Annotated in this window: 28 protein-coding genes; 14 read left to right on the forward strand and 14 right to left on the reverse strand. The window is 44.6% G+C overall.

From position 1 onward, the window contains the following. Positions 1-96: IS3 family transposase (locus ICN21_RS03430; RefSeq protein WP_216123889.1), on the forward strand; the 96-nt coding region annotated here is incomplete at its 5' end. A gap of 72 nt (positions 97-168) precedes the next feature. Here the strand turns inward: ICN21_RS03430 and ICN21_RS03435 are convergent. The 5 genes from ICN21_RS03435 to ICN21_RS03455 form a co-directional block, all read right to left on the reverse strand. Further along, positions 169-1212 (reverse strand): fumarylacetoacetate hydrolase family protein, encoded by a 1044-nt coding sequence (locus ICN21_RS03435; protein ID WP_215318296.1) that lies wholly within the window; start codon positions 1210-1212, stop codon positions 169-171. Positions 1213-1325: 113 nt separating this feature from the next. Further along, entirely contained in the window at positions 1326-3239 is a 1914-nt protein-coding gene (locus tag ICN21_RS03440) for a ferrous iron transporter B (protein WP_216176755.1), read from the reverse strand. Next, complete coding sequence (locus tag ICN21_RS03445; protein ID WP_215318298.1) at positions 3232-3477, reverse strand: FeoA family protein; 246 nt, start codon at positions 3475-3477, stop codon at positions 3232-3234. The genes ICN21_RS03440 and ICN21_RS03445 overlap by 8 nt, the downstream gene beginning before the upstream one ends. Before the next feature lie 191 nt (positions 3478-3668). Continuing rightward, positions 3669-4436 (reverse strand): molybdate ABC transporter substrate-binding protein, encoded by a 768-nt coding sequence (gene modA, locus ICN21_RS03450; protein WP_216176757.1) that lies wholly within the window; start codon positions 4434-4436, stop codon positions 3669-3671. A gap of 34 nt (positions 4437-4470) precedes the next feature. After that, positions 4471-5487 (reverse strand): substrate-binding domain-containing protein, encoded by a 1017-nt coding sequence (locus ICN21_RS03455; RefSeq protein ID WP_215295088.1) that lies wholly within the window; start codon positions 5485-5487, stop codon positions 4471-4473. Between the two features lie 75 nt (positions 5488-5562). On the opposite strand from ICN21_RS03455, the gene ICN21_RS03460 reads away from it, so the two are divergent. Further along, positions 5563-6387 carry a substrate-binding domain-containing protein gene (locus tag ICN21_RS03460; RefSeq protein ID WP_216176759.1) on the forward strand — a complete coding sequence of 275 codons (825 nt, stop codon included), beginning with the start codon at positions 5563-5565 and terminating at the stop codon, positions 6385-6387. Between the two features lie 80 nt (positions 6388-6467). Here ICN21_RS03460 and ICN21_RS03465 read toward each other — a convergent pair whose 3' ends face one another. The 3 genes from ICN21_RS03465 to ICN21_RS03475 form a co-directional block, all read right to left on the reverse strand. Continuing rightward, complete coding sequence (locus ICN21_RS03465) at positions 6468-6917, reverse strand: thioesterase family protein (RefSeq protein WP_216176761.1); 450 nt, start codon at positions 6915-6917, stop codon at positions 6468-6470. Then, positions 6914-8062 (reverse strand): iron-containing alcohol dehydrogenase, encoded by a 1149-nt coding sequence (locus tag ICN21_RS03470; RefSeq protein ID WP_216176763.1) that lies wholly within the window; start codon positions 8060-8062, stop codon positions 6914-6916. The genes ICN21_RS03465 and ICN21_RS03470 overlap by 4 nt, the downstream gene beginning before the upstream one ends. 150 nt (positions 8063-8212) lie before the next feature. Continuing rightward, positions 8213-8794 carry a hypothetical protein gene (locus tag ICN21_RS03475; protein ID WP_255534192.1) on the reverse strand — a complete coding sequence of 194 codons (582 nt, stop codon included), beginning with the start codon at positions 8792-8794 and terminating at the stop codon, positions 8213-8215. Positions 8795-8939: 145 nt separating this feature from the next. Here ICN21_RS03475 and ICN21_RS03480 point away from each other — a divergent pair, with 145 nt between their 5' ends. The 5 genes from ICN21_RS03480 to selD all read left to right on the forward strand — a co-directional run bounded on the left by ICN21_RS03480 (position 8940) and on the right by selD (position 12929). Beyond that, positions 8940-9380 carry a GNAT family N-acetyltransferase gene (locus tag ICN21_RS03480; protein ID WP_216176765.1) on the forward strand — a complete coding sequence of 147 codons (441 nt, stop codon included), beginning with the start codon at positions 8940-8942 and terminating at the stop codon, positions 9378-9380. A gap of 21 nt (positions 9381-9401) precedes the next feature. After that, entirely contained in the window at positions 9402-9824 is a 423-nt protein-coding gene (locus tag ICN21_RS03485; RefSeq protein ID WP_216176767.1) for a YbgC/FadM family acyl-CoA thioesterase, read from the forward strand. 10 nt (positions 9825-9834) lie between these two features. Beyond that, positions 9835-10413, forward strand: a complete 579-nt coding sequence (locus ICN21_RS03490) for a hypothetical protein (protein WP_216176769.1) — start codon at positions 9835-9837, stop codon at positions 10411-10413. A gap of 142 nt (positions 10414-10555) precedes the next feature. Then, on the forward strand, positions 10556-11836 hold the full coding sequence (locus ICN21_RS03495) for a DEAD/DEAH box helicase (RefSeq protein ID WP_216176771.1): 1281 nt from the start codon (positions 10556-10558) through the stop codon (positions 11834-11836). A gap of 25 nt (positions 11837-11861) precedes the next feature. After that, the gene (selD, locus tag ICN21_RS03500) at positions 11862-12929 is read left to right on the forward strand and encodes a selenide, water dikinase SelD (RefSeq protein WP_216176773.1); all 1068 of its coding nucleotides are present in this window, start codon (positions 11862-11864) and stop codon (positions 12927-12929) included. Here the strand turns inward: selD and ICN21_RS03505 are convergent. Next, positions 12926-13201 carry a cupin domain-containing protein gene (locus ICN21_RS03505; protein WP_216176775.1) on the reverse strand — a complete coding sequence of 92 codons (276 nt, stop codon included), beginning with the start codon at positions 13199-13201 and terminating at the stop codon, positions 12926-12928. The two genes, selD and ICN21_RS03505, sit on opposite strands and share 4 nt — an antisense overlap. A gap of 65 nt (positions 13202-13266) precedes the next feature. Between ICN21_RS03505 and ICN21_RS03510 the strand changes: the two genes are divergently transcribed. Beyond that, positions 13267-13560, forward strand: a complete 294-nt coding sequence (locus tag ICN21_RS03510) for a DUF1330 domain-containing protein (protein WP_216176777.1) — start codon at positions 13267-13269, stop codon at positions 13558-13560. Positions 13561-13613: 53 nt separating this feature from the next. Here the strand turns inward: ICN21_RS03510 and ICN21_RS03515 are convergent, their stop codons facing one another. Further along, positions 13614-13802 carry a hypothetical protein gene (locus tag ICN21_RS03515; RefSeq protein ID WP_087909716.1) on the reverse strand — a complete coding sequence of 63 codons (189 nt, stop codon included), beginning with the start codon at positions 13800-13802 and terminating at the stop codon, positions 13614-13616. 159 nt (positions 13803-13961) lie between these two features. Here ICN21_RS03515 and ICN21_RS03520 point away from each other — a divergent pair, with 159 nt between their 5' ends. Both ICN21_RS03520 and ICN21_RS03525 read left to right on the forward strand, forming a co-directional pair. After that, on the forward strand, positions 13962-14945 hold the full coding sequence (locus tag ICN21_RS03520) for a tripartite tricarboxylate transporter substrate binding protein (RefSeq protein WP_216125318.1): 984 nt from the start codon (positions 13962-13964) through the stop codon (positions 14943-14945). A 19-nt stretch (positions 14946-14964) separates the two neighbouring features. Continuing rightward, positions 14965-16554 carry a rhodanese homology domain-containing protein gene (locus ICN21_RS03525; protein ID WP_216176779.1) on the forward strand — a complete coding sequence of 530 codons (1590 nt, stop codon included), beginning with the start codon at positions 14965-14967 and terminating at the stop codon, positions 16552-16554. 7 nt (positions 16555-16561) lie between these two features. On the opposite strand, the gene ICN21_RS03530 is transcribed toward ICN21_RS03525, so the two are convergent. Then, the gene (locus ICN21_RS03530; protein ID WP_251369953.1) at positions 16562-17362 is read right to left on the reverse strand and encodes a fumarylacetoacetate hydrolase family protein; all 801 of its coding nucleotides are present in this window, start codon (positions 17360-17362) and stop codon (positions 16562-16564) included. Between the two features lie 85 nt (positions 17363-17447). Here ICN21_RS03530 and ICN21_RS03535 point away from each other — a divergent pair, with 85 nt between their 5' ends. Continuing rightward, a complete protein-coding gene (locus ICN21_RS03535) occupies positions 17448-17759 on the forward strand; it encodes a hypothetical protein (protein WP_215318312.1) in 312 nt (103 codons plus the stop codon). Positions 17760-17771: 12 nt separating this feature from the next. After that, positions 17772-17993 (forward strand): TIGR02450 family Trp-rich protein, encoded by a 222-nt coding sequence (locus tag ICN21_RS03540; protein WP_215295114.1) that lies wholly within the window; start codon positions 17772-17774, stop codon positions 17991-17993. 49 nt (positions 17994-18042) lie between these two features. On the opposite strand, the gene ICN21_RS03545 is transcribed toward ICN21_RS03540, so the two are convergent. After that, positions 18043-18570, reverse strand: a complete 528-nt coding sequence (locus tag ICN21_RS03545) for a hypothetical protein (protein WP_215295116.1) — start codon at positions 18568-18570, stop codon at positions 18043-18045. Between the two features lie 109 nt (positions 18571-18679). Between ICN21_RS03545 and ICN21_RS03550 the strand changes: the two genes are divergently transcribed. Together ICN21_RS03550 and ICN21_RS03555 are read left to right on the forward strand one after the other, a co-directional pair. Further along, positions 18680-19066 carry a group II truncated hemoglobin gene (locus ICN21_RS03550; RefSeq protein WP_215295118.1) on the forward strand — a complete coding sequence of 129 codons (387 nt, stop codon included), beginning with the start codon at positions 18680-18682 and terminating at the stop codon, positions 19064-19066. Positions 19067-19170: 104 nt separating this feature from the next. Then, a complete protein-coding gene (locus tag ICN21_RS03555; protein WP_216176781.1) occupies positions 19171-19938 on the forward strand; it encodes a TerC family protein in 768 nt (255 codons plus the stop codon). A 12-nt stretch (positions 19939-19950) separates the two neighbouring features. On the opposite strand, the gene ICN21_RS03560 is transcribed toward ICN21_RS03555, so the two are convergent. After that, positions 19951-21168, reverse strand: a complete 1218-nt coding sequence (locus ICN21_RS03560; protein ID WP_216176783.1) for an NAD(P)/FAD-dependent oxidoreductase — start codon at positions 21166-21168, stop codon at positions 19951-19953. A gap of 3 nt (positions 21169-21171) precedes the next feature. After that, positions 21172-21684, reverse strand: coding sequence for a hypothetical protein (locus ICN21_RS03565; RefSeq protein ID WP_216176785.1), 513 nt, complete (start codon positions 21682-21684; stop codon positions 21172-21174). Between the last annotated feature and the right edge of the window lie 9 nt (positions 21685-21693).

Genomic DNA, 21693 nt, shown 5'->3' on the forward strand with positions numbered 1-21693 from the left:
GAATATATCCACTACTACAACCATGATCGAATCAAGCAAAAACTAAAGGGATTGAGCCCGGTGCAATACCGAACTCAATCCCTTGTGCTAACCTAACTAAACTGTCCAACTACTGGGGGTCAGTTCATAGGGTGACTTTTCTAATGTACGGCTTAGTTTTAAGTTAGCTTATGCCAAGGTAAATTTGAGTTCACCAAGATTTCCTACTGAACTGACTACCTTATCGCCCTTCTTTAGCCAGACTTGTTTGTCTTTCGGCATCCCTGCAATTACGCCTTCCGGAGTTCCCGTAAAGATAATATCGCCAGGCTCTAGAGTCCAATAGGTACTGATATAAGAGATCATCTTTTGGGTGTTATGAATAAAGTCTGAGGTATTTGAGTTTTGACGTAACTCACCATTGACCCAAGTTTTGACCGTCAAGTTGTTAGGGTCACCCACTAAATCAGCCGTCACAAAATAAGGACCGATTGGTGCGTACTGATCTAAGGTCTTACCTACCATCCACTGACCATTGGGTAGATCTAGCTGCAAGTCACGTGAGGAGAAGTCATTAGAGGTGCAATACCCGCCAATATAATCGAGCGCCGCAGATTCAGGGATGTTACGTCCTTGCTTGCCCACCACAATCAACAGCTCAGTCTCATAGTCAAGCTTGTAAGACACTGATGGCGGAGGAATCTGCAATAAGCTGTTATGCGCAGTCAGAGTGTTATTGTATTTATTAAACAATGGTGGAACGCGTGGGTAACCACGACCAACCTCATCGGCATGGGCACGGAAATTTAAGCCAACACAGATAATCTTGCCTGGATTTTTAAATAGACGTCCAAAAGTAATGTCAGATTCTTTTAAGTAAGGAACACCAGATTTATCTGCGCTAGCCACTACTCTATTAAATCCTGCAGCATTACCTTCTTGCAACAACTGATCTAGCGTAGTTGGAGCGGCAATCTTCATCTTCTTGGCTACAGCGCGGACATCAATTACACCCTTTGGAGTTACAACCCCTAAAGTCTCTGTACCGTCAGAATTCATGATGGAGAGGATCTTGCTGTTCTTCACCATTTCACGAGGACCCTTGTATGGCTCACCACCCCATACTGAAGTTTGATGTGCAGAAGCTTCTTGCATTACACCCATAGTGGAAGCTGCTACTAAACCAGCACCTGCTGCTGATGCGGTTTTCATAAATTGACGGCGTGAACTCATCCATTTCTCCTTTTGTTTTAATAAATTATTTCAATTACTAATTAATCACTACAAAAGGAATATTACTGCAGCAAAATATGCGGTGGTGCAGCAAATAGAATGAAAGCGGACGACTAAGCTAAGCCGAGGAAAGTCGCAATGCGGTAGGTAATGAATGAAGCAATGTAAGCTAGTCCGAACAAGTAGCTCAGCATAATGATTGGAATCTTCCAACCGCCTGTTTCGCGCTTAACCGCAGCAATGGTTGAAAGGCACTGCGGCGCAAACACAAACCATGCCAGCAAAGAAAGAGCCGTCGCTAACGACCAACCACTAGAGATCAATGGAATCAATGCTTCTGCTGCATCAGCACTAGAGCTTGATAAGGCGTAAACCGTTGCAAGTGAACTCACGACTACCTCGCGCGCAGCCATGCCAGGCACTAAGGCAATGCTGATCTGCAAGTTAAAACCAATTGGCGAGAAGACATGCGCTAGGGCCTGTCCGATGACGCCAGCAAAACTATATTGAATTGGAGATCCAGTTGCGCCTTCTGGTGGCTGCGGAAAGCTCGATAAAAGCCATAGACTAATGGTCATGATCAAAATAATGCCGCCCACACGACGCAAGAAAATTTCTGCGCGTTGCCATAGACTGATGGCTAAATTGCCTAAGCGTGGCAAGTGATAACTCGGTAACTCCATCATGAGGGCATTCATTCTGAACTGCTCACTAGTAAATCGTTTCAGCACCCAGGCTACAGCCATGGCCCCCAAGATACCGGCCAAGTACAACAAAAACAGTACTAAGCCTTGCAAATCAATGCCGGCCCATAATTTCTGTTCCGGAATAAATGCAGAGATTAATAAAGCGTACACCGGCAGACGCGCTGAACAAGTCATCATCGGTGCGATCAAGATGGTGACTAAACGATCGCGCGCATTAGAGATACTACGCGTTGCCATGATGCCAGGAATAGCGCAGGCAAAGCTAGATAGAAGGGGAATGAATGAGCGCCCCGATAAACCAACGGAGCCCATCACGCGATCCAAGAGATAGGCCGCTCTGGGCAAATAACCAGACTCTTCTAGTAACAAAATAAAGAAGAACAAAATCAAGATCTGCGGTAGAAAGATCACAACCCCACCTAATCCAGCCAAGATGCCATTAATCAACAAGCTACGTAACCAGGTGTCTGGCAGAACCTCACTCATTTGTGTGCCAAGATATTCAATCGAGGTCTTGATCAATTCCATCGGCATGGTTGCCCAAGTAAAGACGGCTTGGAAAATGCAAAAGAGTAAGACAACCAAAATCATCGGACCAACTATTGGGTGTAGCAATACTGCATCCAAGCGATCACTCAGTTGATCGGGAATAATTTGGTCAAGACCCAAGTTCTGCAATATACGTTGTACCTGCACGTTGTCAGATTCTGTATGGGCAATATGCGAAGCAACATTTTCTAAGGTGGCATCACTAGTACCGGTGCGCAAGGCATTGAGATTGCGCCAATCTAATTCTGATAAGAACTGCTTGATACCATCTGCGCCATCTGACTGTATGCCAACACTCGTAATCACCGGTAGCCCCAGTTCCTGAGAGAGTGCAGCTGTATCAATCTGCAAGCCTTGGCGTTTAGCGATGTCGAGCATATTGAGCACTACAACGCATGGCAATCCCAAGCGCTTCGCAGCTAATACTAGGCGTAGATTGCGACGCAAGTTCATAGCACTCAAAATGCACAAAACTAAGTCAGGACGTTTCTCCCCTTCTGCTCTGCCCAAGAGGACATTACAAGTAACACGCTCATCCAAAGATCTTGGATAAAGACTATAAGCACCTGGCAAATCTAAGATACGAATATTTTTTCCAGACCCAAGTGCTAGTCGACCCTCTTTACGCTCAACAGTTACACCAGAATAATTGGCGACTTTCTGGCGACTGCCAGTGAGTAAATTAAATAATGCGGTCTTTCCACAATTGGGATTACCCAATAAAGCGACGATTGGTTCGTTGGGGAAAAAATGGACGGTAGATTCAGACATGAGGAATTAACTCAACCTCAATCATCCGAGCTTCTGATTGACGCAAGGCAAATGTGGAAATACCAACTCGAACTAGATAAGGCCCTTTTTTCAGCAGACCTTTGCGCAGCAAAGTGACCTGCTCACCGGGAAGAAAACCAATATCTTCCAACTGCCCCTTAATTTGAGGGGCGCCTTTGGGGGCATTCACTTCACTCACCCGATAGAGGTTACCAAGGTCGACCTGATCTAAATTCATTCAATATGCTTTTTAGCTAGCTAAGAAGGGATTATAGCTTTAAATGAGAATGAATATCATTCATTCAAAAGCGAAATTATTCCCTTTAATAATGAGGCATCCTAAGCCTTTAGGATTTGATCCAAAGCAAAAGTAATAGGCTTAATCCAGACTCATTTGAATTGATTGAGAAGAGACGCAAATACCTGAAATCAATTCAGTGCAGTAGGTGTTGTGAAGCCGTATTTACGCAGAATCGATTTTGCCTGCGGGCCCTGCATAAATTGATATAGATCTTGCGCCTCTTGTGGGGCATCTTTGATCAACACCATTCTTTGTTGAATGGGGGGATAGAGTTTGCTATCGACCAATATGAAGTTGGTCTCTTTTGCGACCCCTGATGACTTCACTAATGACAAAGCAGTAAAGCCAATATCTGCAGCACCACTCACTACGTATGTTGTAGCCACGCCAATGTTATCGGCATAGACCAGTTTATTTTTCGCCAGATCCCATAAGCCCTCTGCTTTGAGATATTCCATCGCCGCTTTTCCATAAGGCGCTAACTCAGGTTTTGCGATAGCAATCTTGTTTGCCTTCATGATGACTCTGCTGACCTCCGCCTTGCTGTTAACTAGCTGAATGCCAGCAGAGGTTTTGGCAATCAAGGCAAGCTTGCCAATGGCGTAGACAACTCCTTCATTGATCGTCTTGCCATTTTTATAAAGCTCAAGAGGAAAATACTCATCAGCGGCGATCAAGAGATTGAATGGCGCACCATTCATAATTTGAGCTGTGAAATTACCAGAGGAGCCATATACTATTCTCAACTCTGATTTACCAGTAGCCTTAAACGCACCGGCAATCTCACTAAAGGCATCTTTCATATTGGCAGCAACAGCAACCGTTGCACCCTGAGCAAAAGCAAAGTTTGCAAACAGCAGGAGTGATGCGAATAGCGATAGTAGGCGCAAAGACATATTCAAAGAGATTGTAGCCTTCGATCAAACTCGCTCAAAGCCAGTCTTTTACCTGTCTATTAAGGCTAACTGCCTTATAGCCTGGTGTATTTCCAGAATAGCTGCGAATTTTACGAATCAACTTTGAAGATTCAGGCTGAGACACCATCTCCTTGTGCATGGCAATGAAGAAAATTTCATCTTGCAAAGGCACAAAGCCAAGACCATTTTCAAGTGCAATATTTTTTACTCCGATTCCAACGTCAGCCTTATCAGCCAGAATCGCATTAGCTACTGCAGAGTGCGTGAACTCTTCTTGTAGGTAACCATTAATCTCAAAGGGATCAATTCCCTCATTAATCAATAAGGTGTCGAGCATTAATCTAGTGCCTGAACCTATTTGACGGTTGATGAAGCGAATTTTTTGATTGAGCAAGTCCTCAATTGATCGAATGTGTCGTGGGTTCCCCTTTTTAACGATCAGACCCTGCGTTCGCTTCATTACTGGATATATTTGAATATCGCTTTTGGATAAACGCTGATAAATGGCCTTTGAGCTCTGCTCATTCGATACATGGTAGCCAGCAATATCAGCCTCATTATTGAGAAGCCTTTCTAGAGACTCTCCAGAGCCAGCAATTTTCAGATTAAAGCCTTTTACTTCTCTGACAGCCTGCTGAATAATCGAATCGCTACTCGACAAAAACTTCCAGCGAGCGCTTTCTGATTTTTGTACGCGATTCATTTCTTTCATCAAGGCTTCTTGATAGGCGTTGCCGTACTTCAAGTGCCCAGCCTGCATGTCATCAATAAATTTAAAGAGAAAAGATCCAAACTCCGTTAACTTAGATCCATGTCCTTTAGTACGAACAATCAGAGGCATTCCCAAAGTAGCTTCAACCTCATTCAATTTGCCCCAAGCACCCCGATAGGAGGTGCCCGCCCTTTTGCTGGCTACCACTAAGGAGCTGCCACTCTCAATGTCCTTAAGGAGTTGAGATAGCCAAATGAGATCCACAGAGTTTTTGCCCTGGCTTTGCACGACAAGAGATGGACGAACTTCAATTTGCATATGTAATTTTTTGCATATTCATTAAGTATTAATGTATGAGATGATATCCGCCTAGTCAACTCTTTGGTATGTTTTATGAAAAAACTGATTCCTAATCTCTTCTTTAGCTTACTAATCGCTTTTTCTTTCAATGCCCCACAAGCACTCGCACAAGAAAAGAGCATTGTGGTTTCCTCAACTACCTCAACCGAACAATCTGGTCTATTTGGTTTCATCTTGCCAATCTTCAAGATGAAGACTGGGATAGATGTCAAAGTGGTTGCCGTTGGTACTGGCCAAGCATTAGATATCGGTCGTCGTGGCGATGCAGATGTTGTCTTCGTTCATGACAAACCAGCAGAAGAGCTATTTGTCCAAGAAGGCTATTCCACCAAACGCAATGAGGTGATGTACAACGACTTCGTATTAATTGGACCCAAATCTGATCCTGCAAAAGTTGGCGGTGGCAAAGATATCCAAGCGGCATTCCAAAAAATTGCATCCGCCCAAGCACCCTTTGTTTCTCGTGGTGATAAAAGCGGTACACATGCGGCAGAATTGCGTTACTGGAAAGGTGCCGGCATCGCAGTCTCGCCAAGTCAGACTTGGTACAAAGAAACTGGCTCCGGTATGGGCCCTGCCCTCAATACCGCCTCAGCAATGAATGGCTATATCTTGGCAGACCGCGCAACCTGGTTAAGCTTTAAGAATCGTGGTGACCTCACTATATTGGTTCAAGGCGACCCCAAGCTCTTTAATCAATATGGCGTGATGCTAGTCAATCCAGCCAAGTACCCGTCAGTGAAAAAGGCTGAGGGCCAAGCATTTATAGACTGGCTCATTTCTAAGAATGGTCAAGACGTGATTGCGAGCTATCAAATTGGTGGCGAACAACTCTTTTTTCCTAATGCTAAGAAATAGACTTATTGGGAAAAAATCTTGATGCTTCTATGCGCGCTTTGCCAACCATGTCCATCTAAATACTTCGGTTAAGCATGTATTCATTTATCTACTTTTACAAGTTTCTGTAACACCTCGCGAACATCCTGTGGAATTGGTGTTGGTTTATTAGTCTTCCGATCAACATAAACATGGACAAAATATCCCATCGCTGAGGCAAGGTCATCTTCATTCTTAAAAATGGCGACTTCATATTTGACGCTACTATTTCCTAAATGTGCTACTTTCAATCCAACATGAATCATGTCGGGATAGGCAATTGGTGAAAAATATTGGCATTGGGTCTCAATCACCAAGCCGATAGCGCTGCTTTCAAGTACATCCAAAACATTTTGCTCAATGAGATAACGATTTACTGCTGTATCAAAAAAAGAGTAGTACACCACGTTATTAATGTGCCCATAAACATCATTATCCATCCATCTAGAATGAACCTCTTCAAATGCTACAAAATCAGCGCGAACTGGTGGACTAGCTTTTTTATCGCTCATAAAGCCTCTCTATAAAGCAGTGCGGCATCATTCAAAGTAATTTCACGAGGACTATTTTGTAATAAGCGTGTTTGCAGCATTGCATCCGCAGCCAACTGATCAATATCCTCTGCGGTGATACCAACCTCAATTAATTGTTTTGGCAACCCCAACTCACCAGCAAGACCGCCAAGATAGTTGGCCAGTTGAGTAGCCTGTTCAATGGATGAGCCTTGTAAGCCAGGCTTGATAATTTGACCCAACTCGGCATACATACTGTGCGCAGCTTCTAAATTAAAGCGCATCACAGGCCCCAGCATTAATGCATTTGATAGACCATGCGGCACATGAAATCTTGCGCCAATTGGATAAGCTAATGCGTGTACACCTGCTACAGGGGCATTCGTAAATGCCATTCCCGCGAGACAAGCACCTAATAACATGTTTTCACGTGCATCAATATCGCTACCAGTTCTAACCGCTTTATGAAGATTACCGGCCAATAGACGCAAAGCCTCTTTGGCTAAACAATCAGAAACAGGATTTTTTAAGCGTTTGGTTGTAAAGGCTTCAATAGCATGAACCATGGCATCAATACCAGTTGCAGCTGTGACATGGGCTGGAAGTCCCAGCGTTAACTCGGCATCAAGCAATGCAAGGTCTGGGAGCAATTGAGGGGAAACGACGCCTTTCTTTTCACTCTCGCTAACAGTAACAATAGAAATGGTGGTTACCTCAGAACCAGTGCCTGCTGTTGTAGGAACCAAGATCAGGGGTAAGCGCGGCCCTTTCGCCATGCCTACACCATAGACATCTGCTAACTTTTCTTTACCGGGGGCTAATAGGGCAACTAATTTGGCTACGTCCATTGAGCTTCCACCACCAAAACCAACGATGTAATCCGCTTTGGCATCTTGAGCTGCTTTTACAGCAGCATCAATCACTGATTCGGGCGGATCAGCCTGCACATCAGAAAATATTTGCACTGGCAAACCAATTTCTTTGAACTGAGGTAAGGCTTTCTCAAGCAAGCCAGAGGATAGAACTCCTGGATCAGTAATGATTAGTACAGATTTTCCACCCCGCTCGGCAATTCTCTTGGCAAGATGATGAGTGCCGCCTCTTTCTACCAGGATGGAGCGGGTTGAGTGAAAGTCAAATTGCATATTTGCCTCTTACTAATTTTCTAAATTACTTCTTTTAATTTAAAACGCTTTATTTTTCAGGGCCTGCTCTCGACATCTCTTTCGCCAGATGAACATCTGTATGAAGAAAGATAAGGATGGGTCCCAGGTCTTGAACCTGGGGCCAAAGGATTACTTCTTAGGTGTTACGAAACCAATCGCTGTGTCGTCAACAAACTCAACGATCACATCATCACCAGCTTTAAATTTCTCAAGACCTAACACTGCTGGATCTACTTTCACTTTTTGCTTCTCGCCGCTAGGCATTGTGAAAGTGACGATACGGGTCTTTTGATCGATCGTTGAAATCTTCACAGTTGCATAAATAGTGTCTGTTGTTTCTTCGAATGGCTTAGCAGAACCTTTGCCAGCGATCGTTACAGAACGCACACCAGAAACGCCTGGCTTAGCATCTTTAGCAGCAGCAGTTAATCCAACCGCAACCGCTTGTGCATGCTCAACCAAGAATACGTCACCTTTTTTGACTTTATCCAAGTCATTGATTGCTTTAGATACATTCATCTGTGCCAAGTTACCATTTGCATCTTTCAAGACAACAATACGTTTTTTAACATCTACAGAATCCACGGTTGCGCTAAGCACAATCACTTCAGCAGCTAAGGGCAACATTTTTGCAGGCGTTTGCGCAAAAACAGAAGTTGCACAAGTAATACCAACGGTAGCGAATAAACCAGCAAGTAAAGATTTCTTCAAGATAACTCCTAATTGAAAGGGTTCGATGGAACTAGATTCGGGCTTGATACGCCACTAGTGCATTGTAACCATGGCATATTTAATTAAAGTTTCTTATTTGGTAAATTAAACCTATTTACACATTGCATTTCATACTGTCAAACCATTGAAAACTATAGAAATCTTCCTTTTGCCCTGGGAGCGCGCCTCAGAAGCCGCTTACTCCATCCGCAAGCAGGTGTTTATTGAAGAGCAAGGGGTTCCAGAAGAGCTTGAGCTTGATGAGTACGATCCCTCAGCAATTCATGTTCTGGCTCACCAAGACGGCCAATGTGTTGGCACCGCAAGACTAGTCGATTTGGGTAATGGGCAAGCCCAGATTGGGCGTATGGCTGTCTTGGCAAACTTTCGAGGCCAAAACATCGGCAGGCAAATACTAGAAAAGCTACTGCTGACTGCCAAATCAAAAGACTTCTCTTCTCTGATCTTGCACTCTCAATTAACAGCAATGCCTTTCTATGAAAAACTGGGTTTTGTAGCTACCGATCAAACCTACGATGAGGCGGGCATTCCCCATCGTAATATGATGCTTATATTATCTAAATAAATTAAAAACCAATCGCTAATAATGAGTTTGCCAAGCACTTTTATCTACACTCATCGGGTCTGCTATGCCGATACTGATGCTGCAGGATTTATCTATCATGCGCGCTACCTTGATATCTTCGAACGTAGTCGGGCTGAATGGTTAGCTCAAAAAAATCTCAGCCCCAGCAAGCTGATTACTGAATTCAAAATTTTGATGCCCGTTCGTGAGCTTCAGATGGAATTTCATAAACCAGGTCGCCTCGATGATATGCTGCATATCGATCAAGTCATTGAACGCCGAAGTAGAGCTCAGGTTAGCGTTCGACAAACCGCAAAACGAGCTACTTTAAAGACTGCTATGGAACTGGAATTAATTGCCAGCGTTTTAATTAATATCGCCTGCCTGGATGTTGATACCTTAAAACCCAAAGCTTTTCCTGATTTTCTATTTGCTGCTGAATAAAAGGTATCCCATGTCTGATGGAACATTACTCACCTTCGTTAAAGAACTCAGCCTATTACTTGAGCAAAAACCAAGTGAAGCAGTGATTTTCACTAAAGGCAAAAAGCTCTTAGAGAATCTCATTGCTGTCGACGATTGGCTACCAGTCGAATTTACTAAACCACATCCTCAGTATTACCAACAATATCTTCTCTATGCAGATCCATTGGATCGCTTTTCGGTTGTGAGTTTTGTCTGGGGCCCAGGTCAAAAAACACCCTTACATAACCATACCGTCTGGGGCATGGTCGGTCAATTACGCGGAGAAGAAAAAGGGACTCCATACCATCGTCAAGCAGAGGGTGGCTTTAGAGCTGGCGAAGCTTGTATTTGTCCTCCGGGTTACGTGGATACCGTCTCACCGAATACGCATGACATCCATGTTGTTGAAAACAATCATCTCCATCAAACGTCCATCAGCATTCATGTGTATGGTAGCAATATCGGCAGAATTCAGCGCTCGGTATTTGACCCAGTGACTGGTGCAGAAAAATCGTTTGTCTCTGGTTATGCCAATACCGTTGTTCCTAACCTCTGGAATCCGGGTTAATTCAATAAAGTGAGTTCTTTGAGGTCAATGACTTAAAATAGAAGCTCTTACTGCAAACGCGCTTGCGTGGCAGCTCACCCCATTGACCGGGATAGTCGATTTTTAATTACGTTGAATACGGGTCAATACTTTATTGGTCCCTATGTTATTTGCAGATCTTGGTTTATCAGAACCCATTCTTCGCGCTATTGCAGAAGAAGGCTATACCAGCCCTACCCCTATTCAAGCGAAATCCATCCCCGCAGTTCTGAAGGGTGGAGATCTTTTAGCAGCAGCGCAAACTGGCACTGGCAAAACTGCTGGCTTCACACTGCCTATCTTGCAACGCCTCAGCAGCACTCCCAAAGCGAGTGGCAAAAGACTGTTACGGGTATTAATTTTGACCCCTACTCGCGAATTAGCCGCGCAAGTTCAAGAGTCTGTGCTGACTTACGGCAAGTACACGGGCCTAAAGTCAACTGTCATCTTTGGCGGTGTTGGCGCCAATCCCCAAATTAAAGCGATTGCTGGTGGCCTTGATATTTTAGTTGCTACACCAGGTCGCTTGTTGGATTTGATGTCGCAAAAATGTGTCTCACTCAACGATATTGAAATTCTGGTGTTGGATGAAGCTGATCGCATGCTCGACATGGGCTTCTTACGCGATATCAAAAAGATCTTGGCTGCCTTACCCAAGAAACGTCAGAACCTACTCTTCTCGGCAACCTTCTCAACCGAGATTAAACAATTAGCCGATGGCTTACTCAACTCACCAGAGTTGATTGAAGTCGCCCGTAGCAATAGTGCGAATGAAGCCATTGCGCAGTTAATCCATCCCGTTGATAGAACCAAAAAGCATCCGCTCTTAGCGCATCTTATTAAGAGCAATGACTGGAAACAGGTTCTAGTATTTACACGTACCAAGCATGGCGCCAATAAGCTCGTCACCCAATTAGAAAAAGATGGCATCACCAGCATGGCCATTCATGGGAATAAAAGTCAAACTGCGCGCACCAAAGCGCTAGCTGATTTTAAGGCGGGTAAATTAACAGCATTAGTAGCCACTGATATTGCTGCGCGGGGTATTGATATTGATCAGTTACCGCATGTGGTGAACTATGACTTGCCAAACGTATCCGAAGATTACGTCCATCGTATTGGTCGTACTGGTCGTGCTGGCTCTAATGGGGTTGCCGTTTCTTTAGTTTGCGTTGATGAGCACCAGATGCTGCGGGATATTGAAAAACTCATCAAACAAAAACTTCCTCAAGAAGTGATTGCGGGATTTGAGCCAGATCCAAACGCAGTAGCCCAACCCATACAACTGCGTAGCCAACAACACCAACAATCCAGAAAGCCCCGTGGTGGTGGCTCAGGAAGCGCTCCAGCTCGTCAGGCGCCAGCTAAGCGTAGCAGCCCACCGAAAAGAAGCTTCAATCGCTAACATTCTTACGGATTAAAATGTTTGTATGACACAAACAACCATTGCCGAAACACTTGAACCACGCTTAACCTCCCTCTCTCATGGTGGCGGCTGTGGCTGCAAGATTGCACCAGGGGTACTCGCAGAGATTTTGAAGAATGTTCCTCAGTTGCCCTTCCCCAAGGAATTGCTGATCGGCATTGAAACCTCGGATGATGCTGCGGTTTATCAAATTAATGAGTCGCAAGCTATTGTTGCAACGACTGACTTCTTCATGCCCATCGTGGATGATCCATTTGATTTTGGCAAGATTGTAGCAACCAATGCAATTAGCGATATCTATGCAATGGGTGGCACTCCATTATTTGCACTTGCTTTAGTTGGCATGCCGATCAAAGTCTTATCCAATAAAACTATTGCGCGCATTTTGGAAGGTGGCGCTGAAGCGTGTCGTAGCGCCGGTATTCCGATTGCTGGTGGTCATACGATTGATTCAGTGGAGCCAATTTATGGCTTGGTTGCAATTGGCATTGTTGATCCTCAGCGCGTAAAGAGTAATGCGAGCGCTAAGCCCGGTGATGTATTGATTTTAGGAAAACCCCTTGGCGTCGGTATTTTGTCGGCAGCCTTGAAAAAGGATTTGCTTGGCCCAGACGGCTATCGAGAAATGATTTCGAACACAACCAAACTCAATGCTGCAGGTCCTGATTTAGCAAAGCTTGCTGGGGTACATGCTCTGACCGATGTTACAGGCTTTGGCTTAGCAGGTCATATGCTGGAGTTAGCACGGGGCTCTGGTTGCACCGCTCATATTGACTGGAGCCAAGTGCCACTCCTCTCAAACGTACAACATCTTGCCGATGAGGGAATTATCACAGGCGCATCGGATCGCAATTGGCAAAGCTATGGTGACGAAGTAGGCATCCCAGCAGATTTCACCTTAGCACAGCGTGCCTTGTTAACCGATCCGCAAACTAGCGGTGGCTTACTCGTCTCTTGCAGCCCAGATTGCGTTAAAGCAGTATTAGATATCTTTAACCAACATCAATTCTTAGGCGCTAGAGTGATTGGCCAAATGAGCAAACGCCAAGGTAAGCCCTTAGTTGTTTCTTAGTTGACCGTTTGGCGAGACGCTAAATACTTTACGCCTTGTGGTCCATAGCGCTCTGCATGTTCTTGTTCAAAGGCTAGCTGAAAGACATCGCCTACTTCGTATTTTTTTGTCTCACCTGCGATATCAATCTCGATATATCCATCCAAGATTAATGCTTGCACTGCAAATGGATGGGTGTGATTGGCTAGCTGACCATTGGGAGGTTGTTGCACTTCCACTGGCGTGGGATACCCCGCTTTTTTGAGTTGCTGTAAAAATTGGGCTTGGTTCATGCTTTTACTATAGCGCGGATATACACTGCTGACATCAGTCATTTAAAGCGAGAAAACGAGGGTATATGGCAGTCAAAGTCATCGGATTAATGGAGCTCAGTGATCAAACTGCCTTTGAGCAATACCGCAGTCAGGTAGGTAAAACCGTGGAGCAGTACAAAGGCAGTATTGAGCACCGTGGCGAGATCACCGAAGTGTTTTGGAATGAATTATCCATTCAAGCCTTTAGCGCATTTGTAGAGTTGCATTTCCCCAGCAAGGAAGATGCGCATACCTGGGCTTATAGCCCTGAATACCAATCTCTTGTCGCTATTCGCAATCAAGCAATGCGACTTACCCTCTTTGGTGTGGCGATCTAAAAGAAAAAGCCTAGTGGATTAGACTAGGCTTTTAGATCAATTGGGGGTAAGAATTACTTCTTAGCTTCCATTGCTTCTTTTGTAGCGGTAATTTCTTTACGACGCTCCTTACAAGCACCAGCGATTTCTTGCAAGGCTTTACGAGCGCGAGCTGCAGATGCCTTAATACCTTTTTCAATAAATTTTTCGTTCTCAGCTTTGTATGTTTCGAAAGCAGCTAACAATGTATCGTGTTGTGACATCTTGTCTCCCATTCATCAAATAAATATTCATACCAACAACGAAGTCAGTATATCCCCATAAAAAGCACTAAAAATGGCGATTTTTATCAGGGATAACTCTTAGAAGCAGTCATTCAGCCAAAATGCTTTAATCAGACAAAATATCCTGGAGACATCAAAATGCTCAGAAAAATCCTAGTTTTAGCAACTGCCAGCCTGCTCTCCCTTGTCACCTTGATGGCAAGTGCTCAAAACACCACCTGGCCCGCCCCGAACAAGCCCATCACCTTTATTAACCCCTTCCCCCCAGGCGGCGCTGTAGATGCCTTTGGGCGCCCTTTGGCCAAACAGCTTTCTACCCAGCTCAATGATTCCATCGTGGTAGATAACCGCGGCGGGGCAGGCGGCACCCTGGGTGCTGGCGTTGCAGCAAAAATGGCTCCTGATGGATATACCTGGCTTCTTGGTGCAGTGCATCACTCGATTGCACCCAGCATGTACCCCAACCTGCCTTATGACATTACCAAAGACTTTGAGCCCATTGCCATCATCGGCAGCGTTCCCCATGTGGTCGTCGTCAACCCTAGTAAGTTTCCAAAAAATGATTTGAAATCCATCATTGAAGAAATTCGTAAGCATCCTGGCAAATACAACTATGCATCGACAGGCAACGGCACATCACAACACTTAGCTGGTGAGCTGTTTAAGATGCAAAACAAATTATTCATCACCCACATTCCCTATCGTGGCACTGGTCCAGCATTACAAGATTTAGTTGCCGGTCAAGTCGATATGATGTTTGACACCCTAGCTGGTGCAGCACCGTTTATTAAAAGCGGTCAACTTATTGCTGTCGCGGTTGCAAGTAATCAACGCAACCCTGCTTTTCCAAATGTACCTACCGCACAAGAATTGGGTATCAGCAATTTTGTAGTCTCGAGCTGGTATGCCATGTGGGCAATTAAAGGTACGCCCAAAGAGATTGTCGATAAGATGAGCACAGAAGTACAAAGCGCGCTTGCCTCACCTGAGATTAAAGAACGCTGGGCTGGCATGGGCGCTACCGTACCAAAAATGAGCCGCCCTGAATTAGCCAATTACATCAACCAAGAGATTGTGCGCTGGAGCGAAGTGGTTAAAAAGTCCGGCGCTAAATTAGATTAATCAAAACAGTAGAGACAATATGAGCATTCCAGTAAAACATTATTCCTTTGTACGCAATAAGCTTTTAAACAAAGAAGAAATTGCTTTTATAGATGTCCGTGAAGAAGACCCACATGCACGCGAGCATCCTTTATTCGCTGCCAACTTACCACTCTCTCGTATTGAGATAGATGCTTACGGAAAACTACCAAACACACATATTCCGATTGTGACGCTCGATGATGGCGAGGGCTATGCAGAGTTGGCTGCACAACGCTTACTGTCTTTAGGTTTTAGCGATGTATCTATATTTGAGGGTGGTGTGCAAGCTTGGAAAGCTGCAGGTGGCGAAGTCTTTAAGGATGTAAACGTACCCAGTAAATCTTTTGGTGAGTTAGTGGAATCAAAGCGCCATACCCCATCCCTCTCTGCCCAAGAAGTAAAACAGCTCATCGACAATCAAGCAGATGTCGTCGTAGTAGACGTGCGTCGCTTTGATGAATACAACACCATGAGCATCCCTACTGGCATCAGCGTACCAGGCGCTGAGTTGGTTCTTCGTTTACCAGAGTTAGCACCCAATCCCAAAACCAAGATCATCGTCAACTGCGCCGGCAGAACTCGCAGCATCATCGGCACACAATCACTCATCAATGCGGGCATCCCCAATGAAGTCAATGCACTACGCAATGGTACGATTGGCTGGACTCTAGCGGGACAAGAACTGGACAAGGGTCAAACTCGCAAATTTAAAGATGTGAGCCAAGGCACTACCAGCGAAGCAGCGCAGCGGGCACGCAGGGTGGCTGATAGTGCTGGTGTGAAACGCGCCACTATAGCTGATGTAGATCAGTGGAAATCTCAGAGTGAGCGGACAACTTATTTCTTTGATACTCGCACCCCAGAAGAATATGAATCCGGCCACCTTCCAGGATTTCGTTCGGTACCTGGTGGGCAACTTGTTCAAGAAACAGAAATGGTTGCTCCAGTGCGCGGCGCACGCATTGTCTTAGTGGATCCTAGCGGTGCCAGCGTTCGAGCCAATATGCCTGCCTCTTGGTTAGCACAAATGGCTTGGGAGGTTTATGTTCTCGATGATGTCGGCACTGCTGCCCTCACTGAGAAAGGTCCATGGCAGCCACCTTTACCAAACCTTCCTCAAGTGAAGATGGTTGATGCAATCACTTTAGCGAACTGGCTAAAAGCAGATAGCACTACGATTGCGGTAGATTTCAGTACACACGCTAATTATGTCAAGGGTCACATCCCTGGTAGCTGGTATGCCCTGCGCTCTCAATTGGCGGATGCGATGCAAAAAATTCCCAAAGCCAATCGTTATGTTCTTACCAGCGCACCTGCAGAATTAAGTCTATTTATTGCTCAAGAATTTTGGGTGCCAACTAACGCAGAAGTATTCGTTTTAGAAGGTGGCAAAGCCGCATGGATTAGCGCTGGCTTAGAGCTAGAGAAAGGTCCTAGCCATCTAGCTTCCCCACCACTAGATCGCTACAAACGTCCGTATGAAGGAACGAGCGTAGATCCTGCAGCAATGCAGGCCTACCTCGATTGGGAGTTTGGTTTAGTGGAACAACTGGGCAAAGATGGAACCCATCACTTCTGGGTTCTTTAGCAATGAATCAAACTACCTTGATCACCAAATCGGGTAGTCGATCAATCGTGCAGCGGATCACATCCCCTTTGACTACTGGACCTACATTTTCTGGGGTTCCTGAATAAATAATATCCCCAGGAAAGATCTCATTCGCTTCAGATAACTTGGCGATCTGCTCTGCTACTGACCAAATCATTTGATTGAGGTCTGCACTTTGCTTGGTTACGCCGTTCACCGATAAGGTAATTTTTCCACTCTGAAAATGCCCCACTTGCGCCACAGGAAAGATCGGGCCAATAGGAGCGGAGTAATCAAAAGACTTACCAATTTCCCAAGGCTTTTTTTGATCCCCCATAAAACGCTGTAGATCCCTTCGAGTCATATCCAGACCCAAGGCATATCCATATACATGCTCTAGCGCTTTTTCTACTGGAATATTCTTGCCACCCTTGCTGATTGCAGCGACTAACTCAACTTCATAGTGATAGTTTTTAGTCAAGCTTGGGTAGGGATGATCGACGATTTTATTGGGAGCCACAAATTGAATGGCATCGGTTGGTTTTTGAAAAAAGAATGGCGGCTCTCGAGTGGGGTCAGAACCCATTTCTCTAGCATGAGCGGCATAATTTCGACCAATACAATAAATACGTCTGACAGGAAACTCTTCTGCACTGCCAGCGATGGGAACATAAGTTTGCCCAACGATAAATGGAGTTTTGATAGAAGCCGCCTGGGTCTGACCTGAGACTGCCGCCGTTGTGAAGGCAGCAGCACCAAGGCTTATTTTGAGGGCACTACGACGACTCATATTTTTATTGATACTCATGTTGTCTCCACTATCAAATAGATTGCACAATCTTAATACTAATTTAAAGAGTGAATGAAGTCATAAATCAGGGTAAGCTAGCGCCATGAAATTTGCTAAAAAAGTACTCCATGCCCAGCTGCTCATTGTGATATTGGCTTTACTTAGTGGGTGCGACAGAGAAACCTATACGACTTGGACTTGTCATTCCGCCAGCGAAACCAAAATCCCCATGGTGCTTCGCAAAGCACAAATGGCGTTTAAAGGGGGTAAGCTCGATTACTGCGGTAGTCTAGGTAATCTCAGCTATTTTGCTCAACAATGTCCCGCTCAAATTGAGCAATCAGGAACATTATTTACACCCTCCACTGGCCTACTTATTATGAATGGGCAAGAGTATCAATGCTCAGCTCTCTAGGTAGCATTTCAGATGAATAAACTGAGTCCCAAGAAACTGCTACTCACTAAGTGGACTGCAGTAAAGCCGATTGCCAAACAAAAGCATTTTCTAGTGAGCAAGGTCATTCTTCCCGAACCCCCTAATGAAAAAATAGAGTTCGTCGAGATTGAGGCCGTCTATAGCAAGAAGACGACACAGATTGCTTGGCGTGACCTCACTAATAGTGAGCTATGGGTACAAGGCTGGAAATAAAAAAACCGCCTCAACAATTGAGGCGGCTCTTTGGCTAATACACGGAGAATTAGTCAGACTTTTTCTTCGATGATGGTGTTTTCTTAACCAATTCATCAATATTTTTTTCTGCAGCATCCGCAACTTCATTCACAATACGGCGCCCTTCTTTAAACATATTCTGACCAGTAGTAGACATTTCGTGAACCACTTTAGATAACTTGTCAGCATGTGCTGGCATTTTATTTTCAGCATCTTCAAGCCAAGTTACCAGAGATGCACGTACTTTTTCAAGATGCTTCTCTGTTTCATCAGCGGCACCCTCACTCAAGTCTTTCAAGACAGCTTTCACTTTCTTTTGATAAGCGTTCGCCCGTTTAGCAGCCTCTTTTGTTGCTTCATCTTGCAAATCCTTCAACTTCGCCAAATCATTTTTAGCGGCAGATTTTGCACTATCTAAAGCATTCTTCATGCCCCACTCAATCTCAGCTAAGTGATGTTCACTCAATTTTTTTGCAGCCTCTAGCAAAGTATGTGAATAATCAAATAATTCTTTGGCTTTTTCACGTTGCCATTTTTGCAGTTCTTGTGCATCCATTTTTTAACTCCTATCAATATGGGGTTTATCAAATCTCTCATATCCACTCTATACCGAAATTGGCAGACTGCCAATTCCTTCTAATTTATGGCATTAAAATGACAATACCATGGAAAAACACAGTATTTATGAGGCCATTGGGGGCATCGATAAGGTAGATGAATTGGTCGATCGTTTCTATGATCTCATGGCACTAGAACCCCAGTTTGCCGAACTTCAGGCTATCCACCCCCCAGACTCAACCAGCTCTCGAGAAAAGCTTAAGTTCTTCCTCACAGGCTGGATGGGCGGACCTGACATTTATTCACCCAAATATGGGCACCCTATGCTGCGTGCTCGTCATCTGCATTTTAAGATTGGCATCCTAGAGCGCAACCAATGGCTAGCATGTATGTATCGTGCGCTTGAAGAGTGTGGCATTGACGGCAATATTGCTAAACAACTAGAAGAATCCCTCTTCAATACTGCCGATTGGATGAGAAATCAGCCCAACTAAATTTTGTAGTTTTATCCTGATGATTATTAGGGGTTTAGTTTAAGCAAGCACTTTTTTTTGACTTCGATACACTTTAGCTTGAATTCAATTTAGAGAAATAAGCAATGATCGAAAGTGCCCTGCAATTATTAAGTGATCCCAATGCTTGGATCGCTTTTTTAACGCTCTCTGCTCTGGAAATTGTTCTGGGGATAGACAACATTATTTTTATTAGCGTCATTGCCAATAGACTGCCGATAGAAATTCGGGAAAAAGTACGGCGCTTTGGCCTGTTCTTTGCTTTAGCCACCCGCATCTTATTATTACTCAGCCTGACGTGGGTAATGAGTCTTACCACCCCACTCTTCGCATTGTTAGATCATTCTATTAGCGGTCGTGATCTCATCCTATTGCTGGGTGGATTCTTTTTAATCTGGAAAGCATCTAAAGAAATCTACGTTGAAGTAGAAGTGGGCGAACACGATGCACAAATTGAAAATGTCGATAGCGATACGGTCAAAAAGTCGATTCCCGCTCTATTTCTTAGCTCTGTATTACAAATCGGCTTACTCGATATTATCTTCTCGCTCGACAGTGTGATTACGGCAGTAGGTATGGTCGATGAAATCAGTGTCATGATTGCTGCCGTGATTGCTTCGATTCTCATTATGCTGATTGCTGCCAAGCCGATTGGCGACTTTGTACAACGTCACCCTTCTATCAAGGTCTTAGCCCTCTCCTTCTTAACAGTAGTTGGCGTGGTACTGATTGCTGAAGGAATGGGTATGCATATTCCTAAGGGCTATGTATATGTTGCGATGGGATTTTCACTCACCGTAGAGTTACTGAATATTCGCTCGCGTGAGAAGAAAAAACTCAAGAAAAGTCATTAGTACTGGGGCTACCTAAAGAGCTTGAGCACAAGCATGGCCACTTGCCCAGGCCCACTGGAAATTGTGACCCCCTAAGTGCCCGGTGACATCAACACATTCGCCAATGAAATATAAACCTGGATGTTGGCGCGACATCATGGTTTGCCCATCTAAGTCTTTTGTATCTACACCGCCCAACATGACTTCAGCCTTTTTCCAACCCAAAGTTCCGGCCGGCTTCACAGCCCAATTGGTGATGAGCTCTTTGAGGGCCTGACGATCTTTCTTGGATACCTCGGCCCACTTACGACCCAGCAGATTTCTTTGTTCTGCAAAAGCTTTGGCAAGCCTTTGGGGCAAAACTGAAGCCAATATGGTTTCTGTCAGCTTAAGACGATTGTCTTCATTGTTAAATAAGGTATCGCAGTTAAAGCCACCTGGTCGCTCAATAGCACCTAACCAATCAATATGGATAGGCTCACCCTCAAGCCAATAACTACTGGCTTGCAGTACCGCAGGTCCAGATAAACCTTTGTGGGTCAGCAATACATCTTCATTAAAGCGACATGTACCATAACGATAGCCTTTAGAGCCAGATGCGATCCGGACTGGAACACTCAGCCCAGCAAGCTCATTCAGATTACCAAAGGTCTCTGCAGTAAATGAGAGTGGCACTAATGCCGGCCTAGGATCAACCACCTCAAGACCAAACTGTTTTGCAATATCAAGAGAGTAAGCAGTTGCGCCAATTGCGGGAACAGGCAAGCCGCCCGTAGCCATGACTACAGAATGGGTTTTCTCTACACCCTCGCTGGTATGAATGAGCCAATGCTCACTCTCTTTTGTAACAGCTTCTACTACTACGGGATTACGGATTACGACTTTTCCTGTGGCACATTCAGTGAATAACATCTCGATAATCTGCTTGGCAGAGTCATCACAAAATAATTGCCCTTGATGTTTCTCATGGTAGTGAATGCCGTGAGCAGTCACAAGTTTGATGAATTCTTTTGAGGGATATTTTGCTAAGGCACTCTTCACAAAATGAGGATTGAGCGAGAGAAAATTAGCAGGGCTGCTATGGACATTAGTAAAGTTGCAACGCCCTCCACCGCTAATACGGATCTTTTCACCTAAAACTGGCGCATGATCTAAAACGAGTACTTTTTTGCCAAGCTGACCAGCTACACCAGCACAAAACAGACCAGCTGCACCGCCACCGATAACGATGGCATCCCAAGCCTTCGTCATGATTTATTCAAAGCGATCAATGATCTCAGAAGAGATATTGAGTTTTTTCATGTGTAGCTTGGTATAGGCCTGACGAAAATTCTTGGTCATTGAAATCATGACAGAGGCAGTCCATGCAAAAGAAAACATCCCCGAGAAGGCAATGATGACTGCCAGCATTTTCCAGCCATCTGGCAGAATATCTTCCATGAAACCCATCGCGGTATAGGTGCTGCCACTAAACAAAATGCTTTGCCCTAAAGTAGGCACTAATTTCAATACAAACAGTGCGATACCCCAAATGAAAATTTCTGTAATGTGGGTGAGGAATAAACAAAATACACTGATGTAAAAGCAGACAGCAACCGTAGAATATTTTTTCTCAGCTAAATACAGAAAAGTTTTGACTTCATAGCGCTTAGCAATCTGCAGTAACAAAACACCATGAAATACCATCACCACCAATAACATGACTCCACCTAAGAGGTAGCCGGGTAGGTCTAAATTGCTAGCAATGCTAGTTTGTGCAGGGTTCATAAATGGATT

Source organism: Polynucleobacter sp. AP-Feld-500C-C5, assembly GCF_018882265.1.
Classification (GTDB): domain Bacteria; phylum Pseudomonadota; class Gammaproteobacteria; order Burkholderiales; family Burkholderiaceae; genus Polynucleobacter.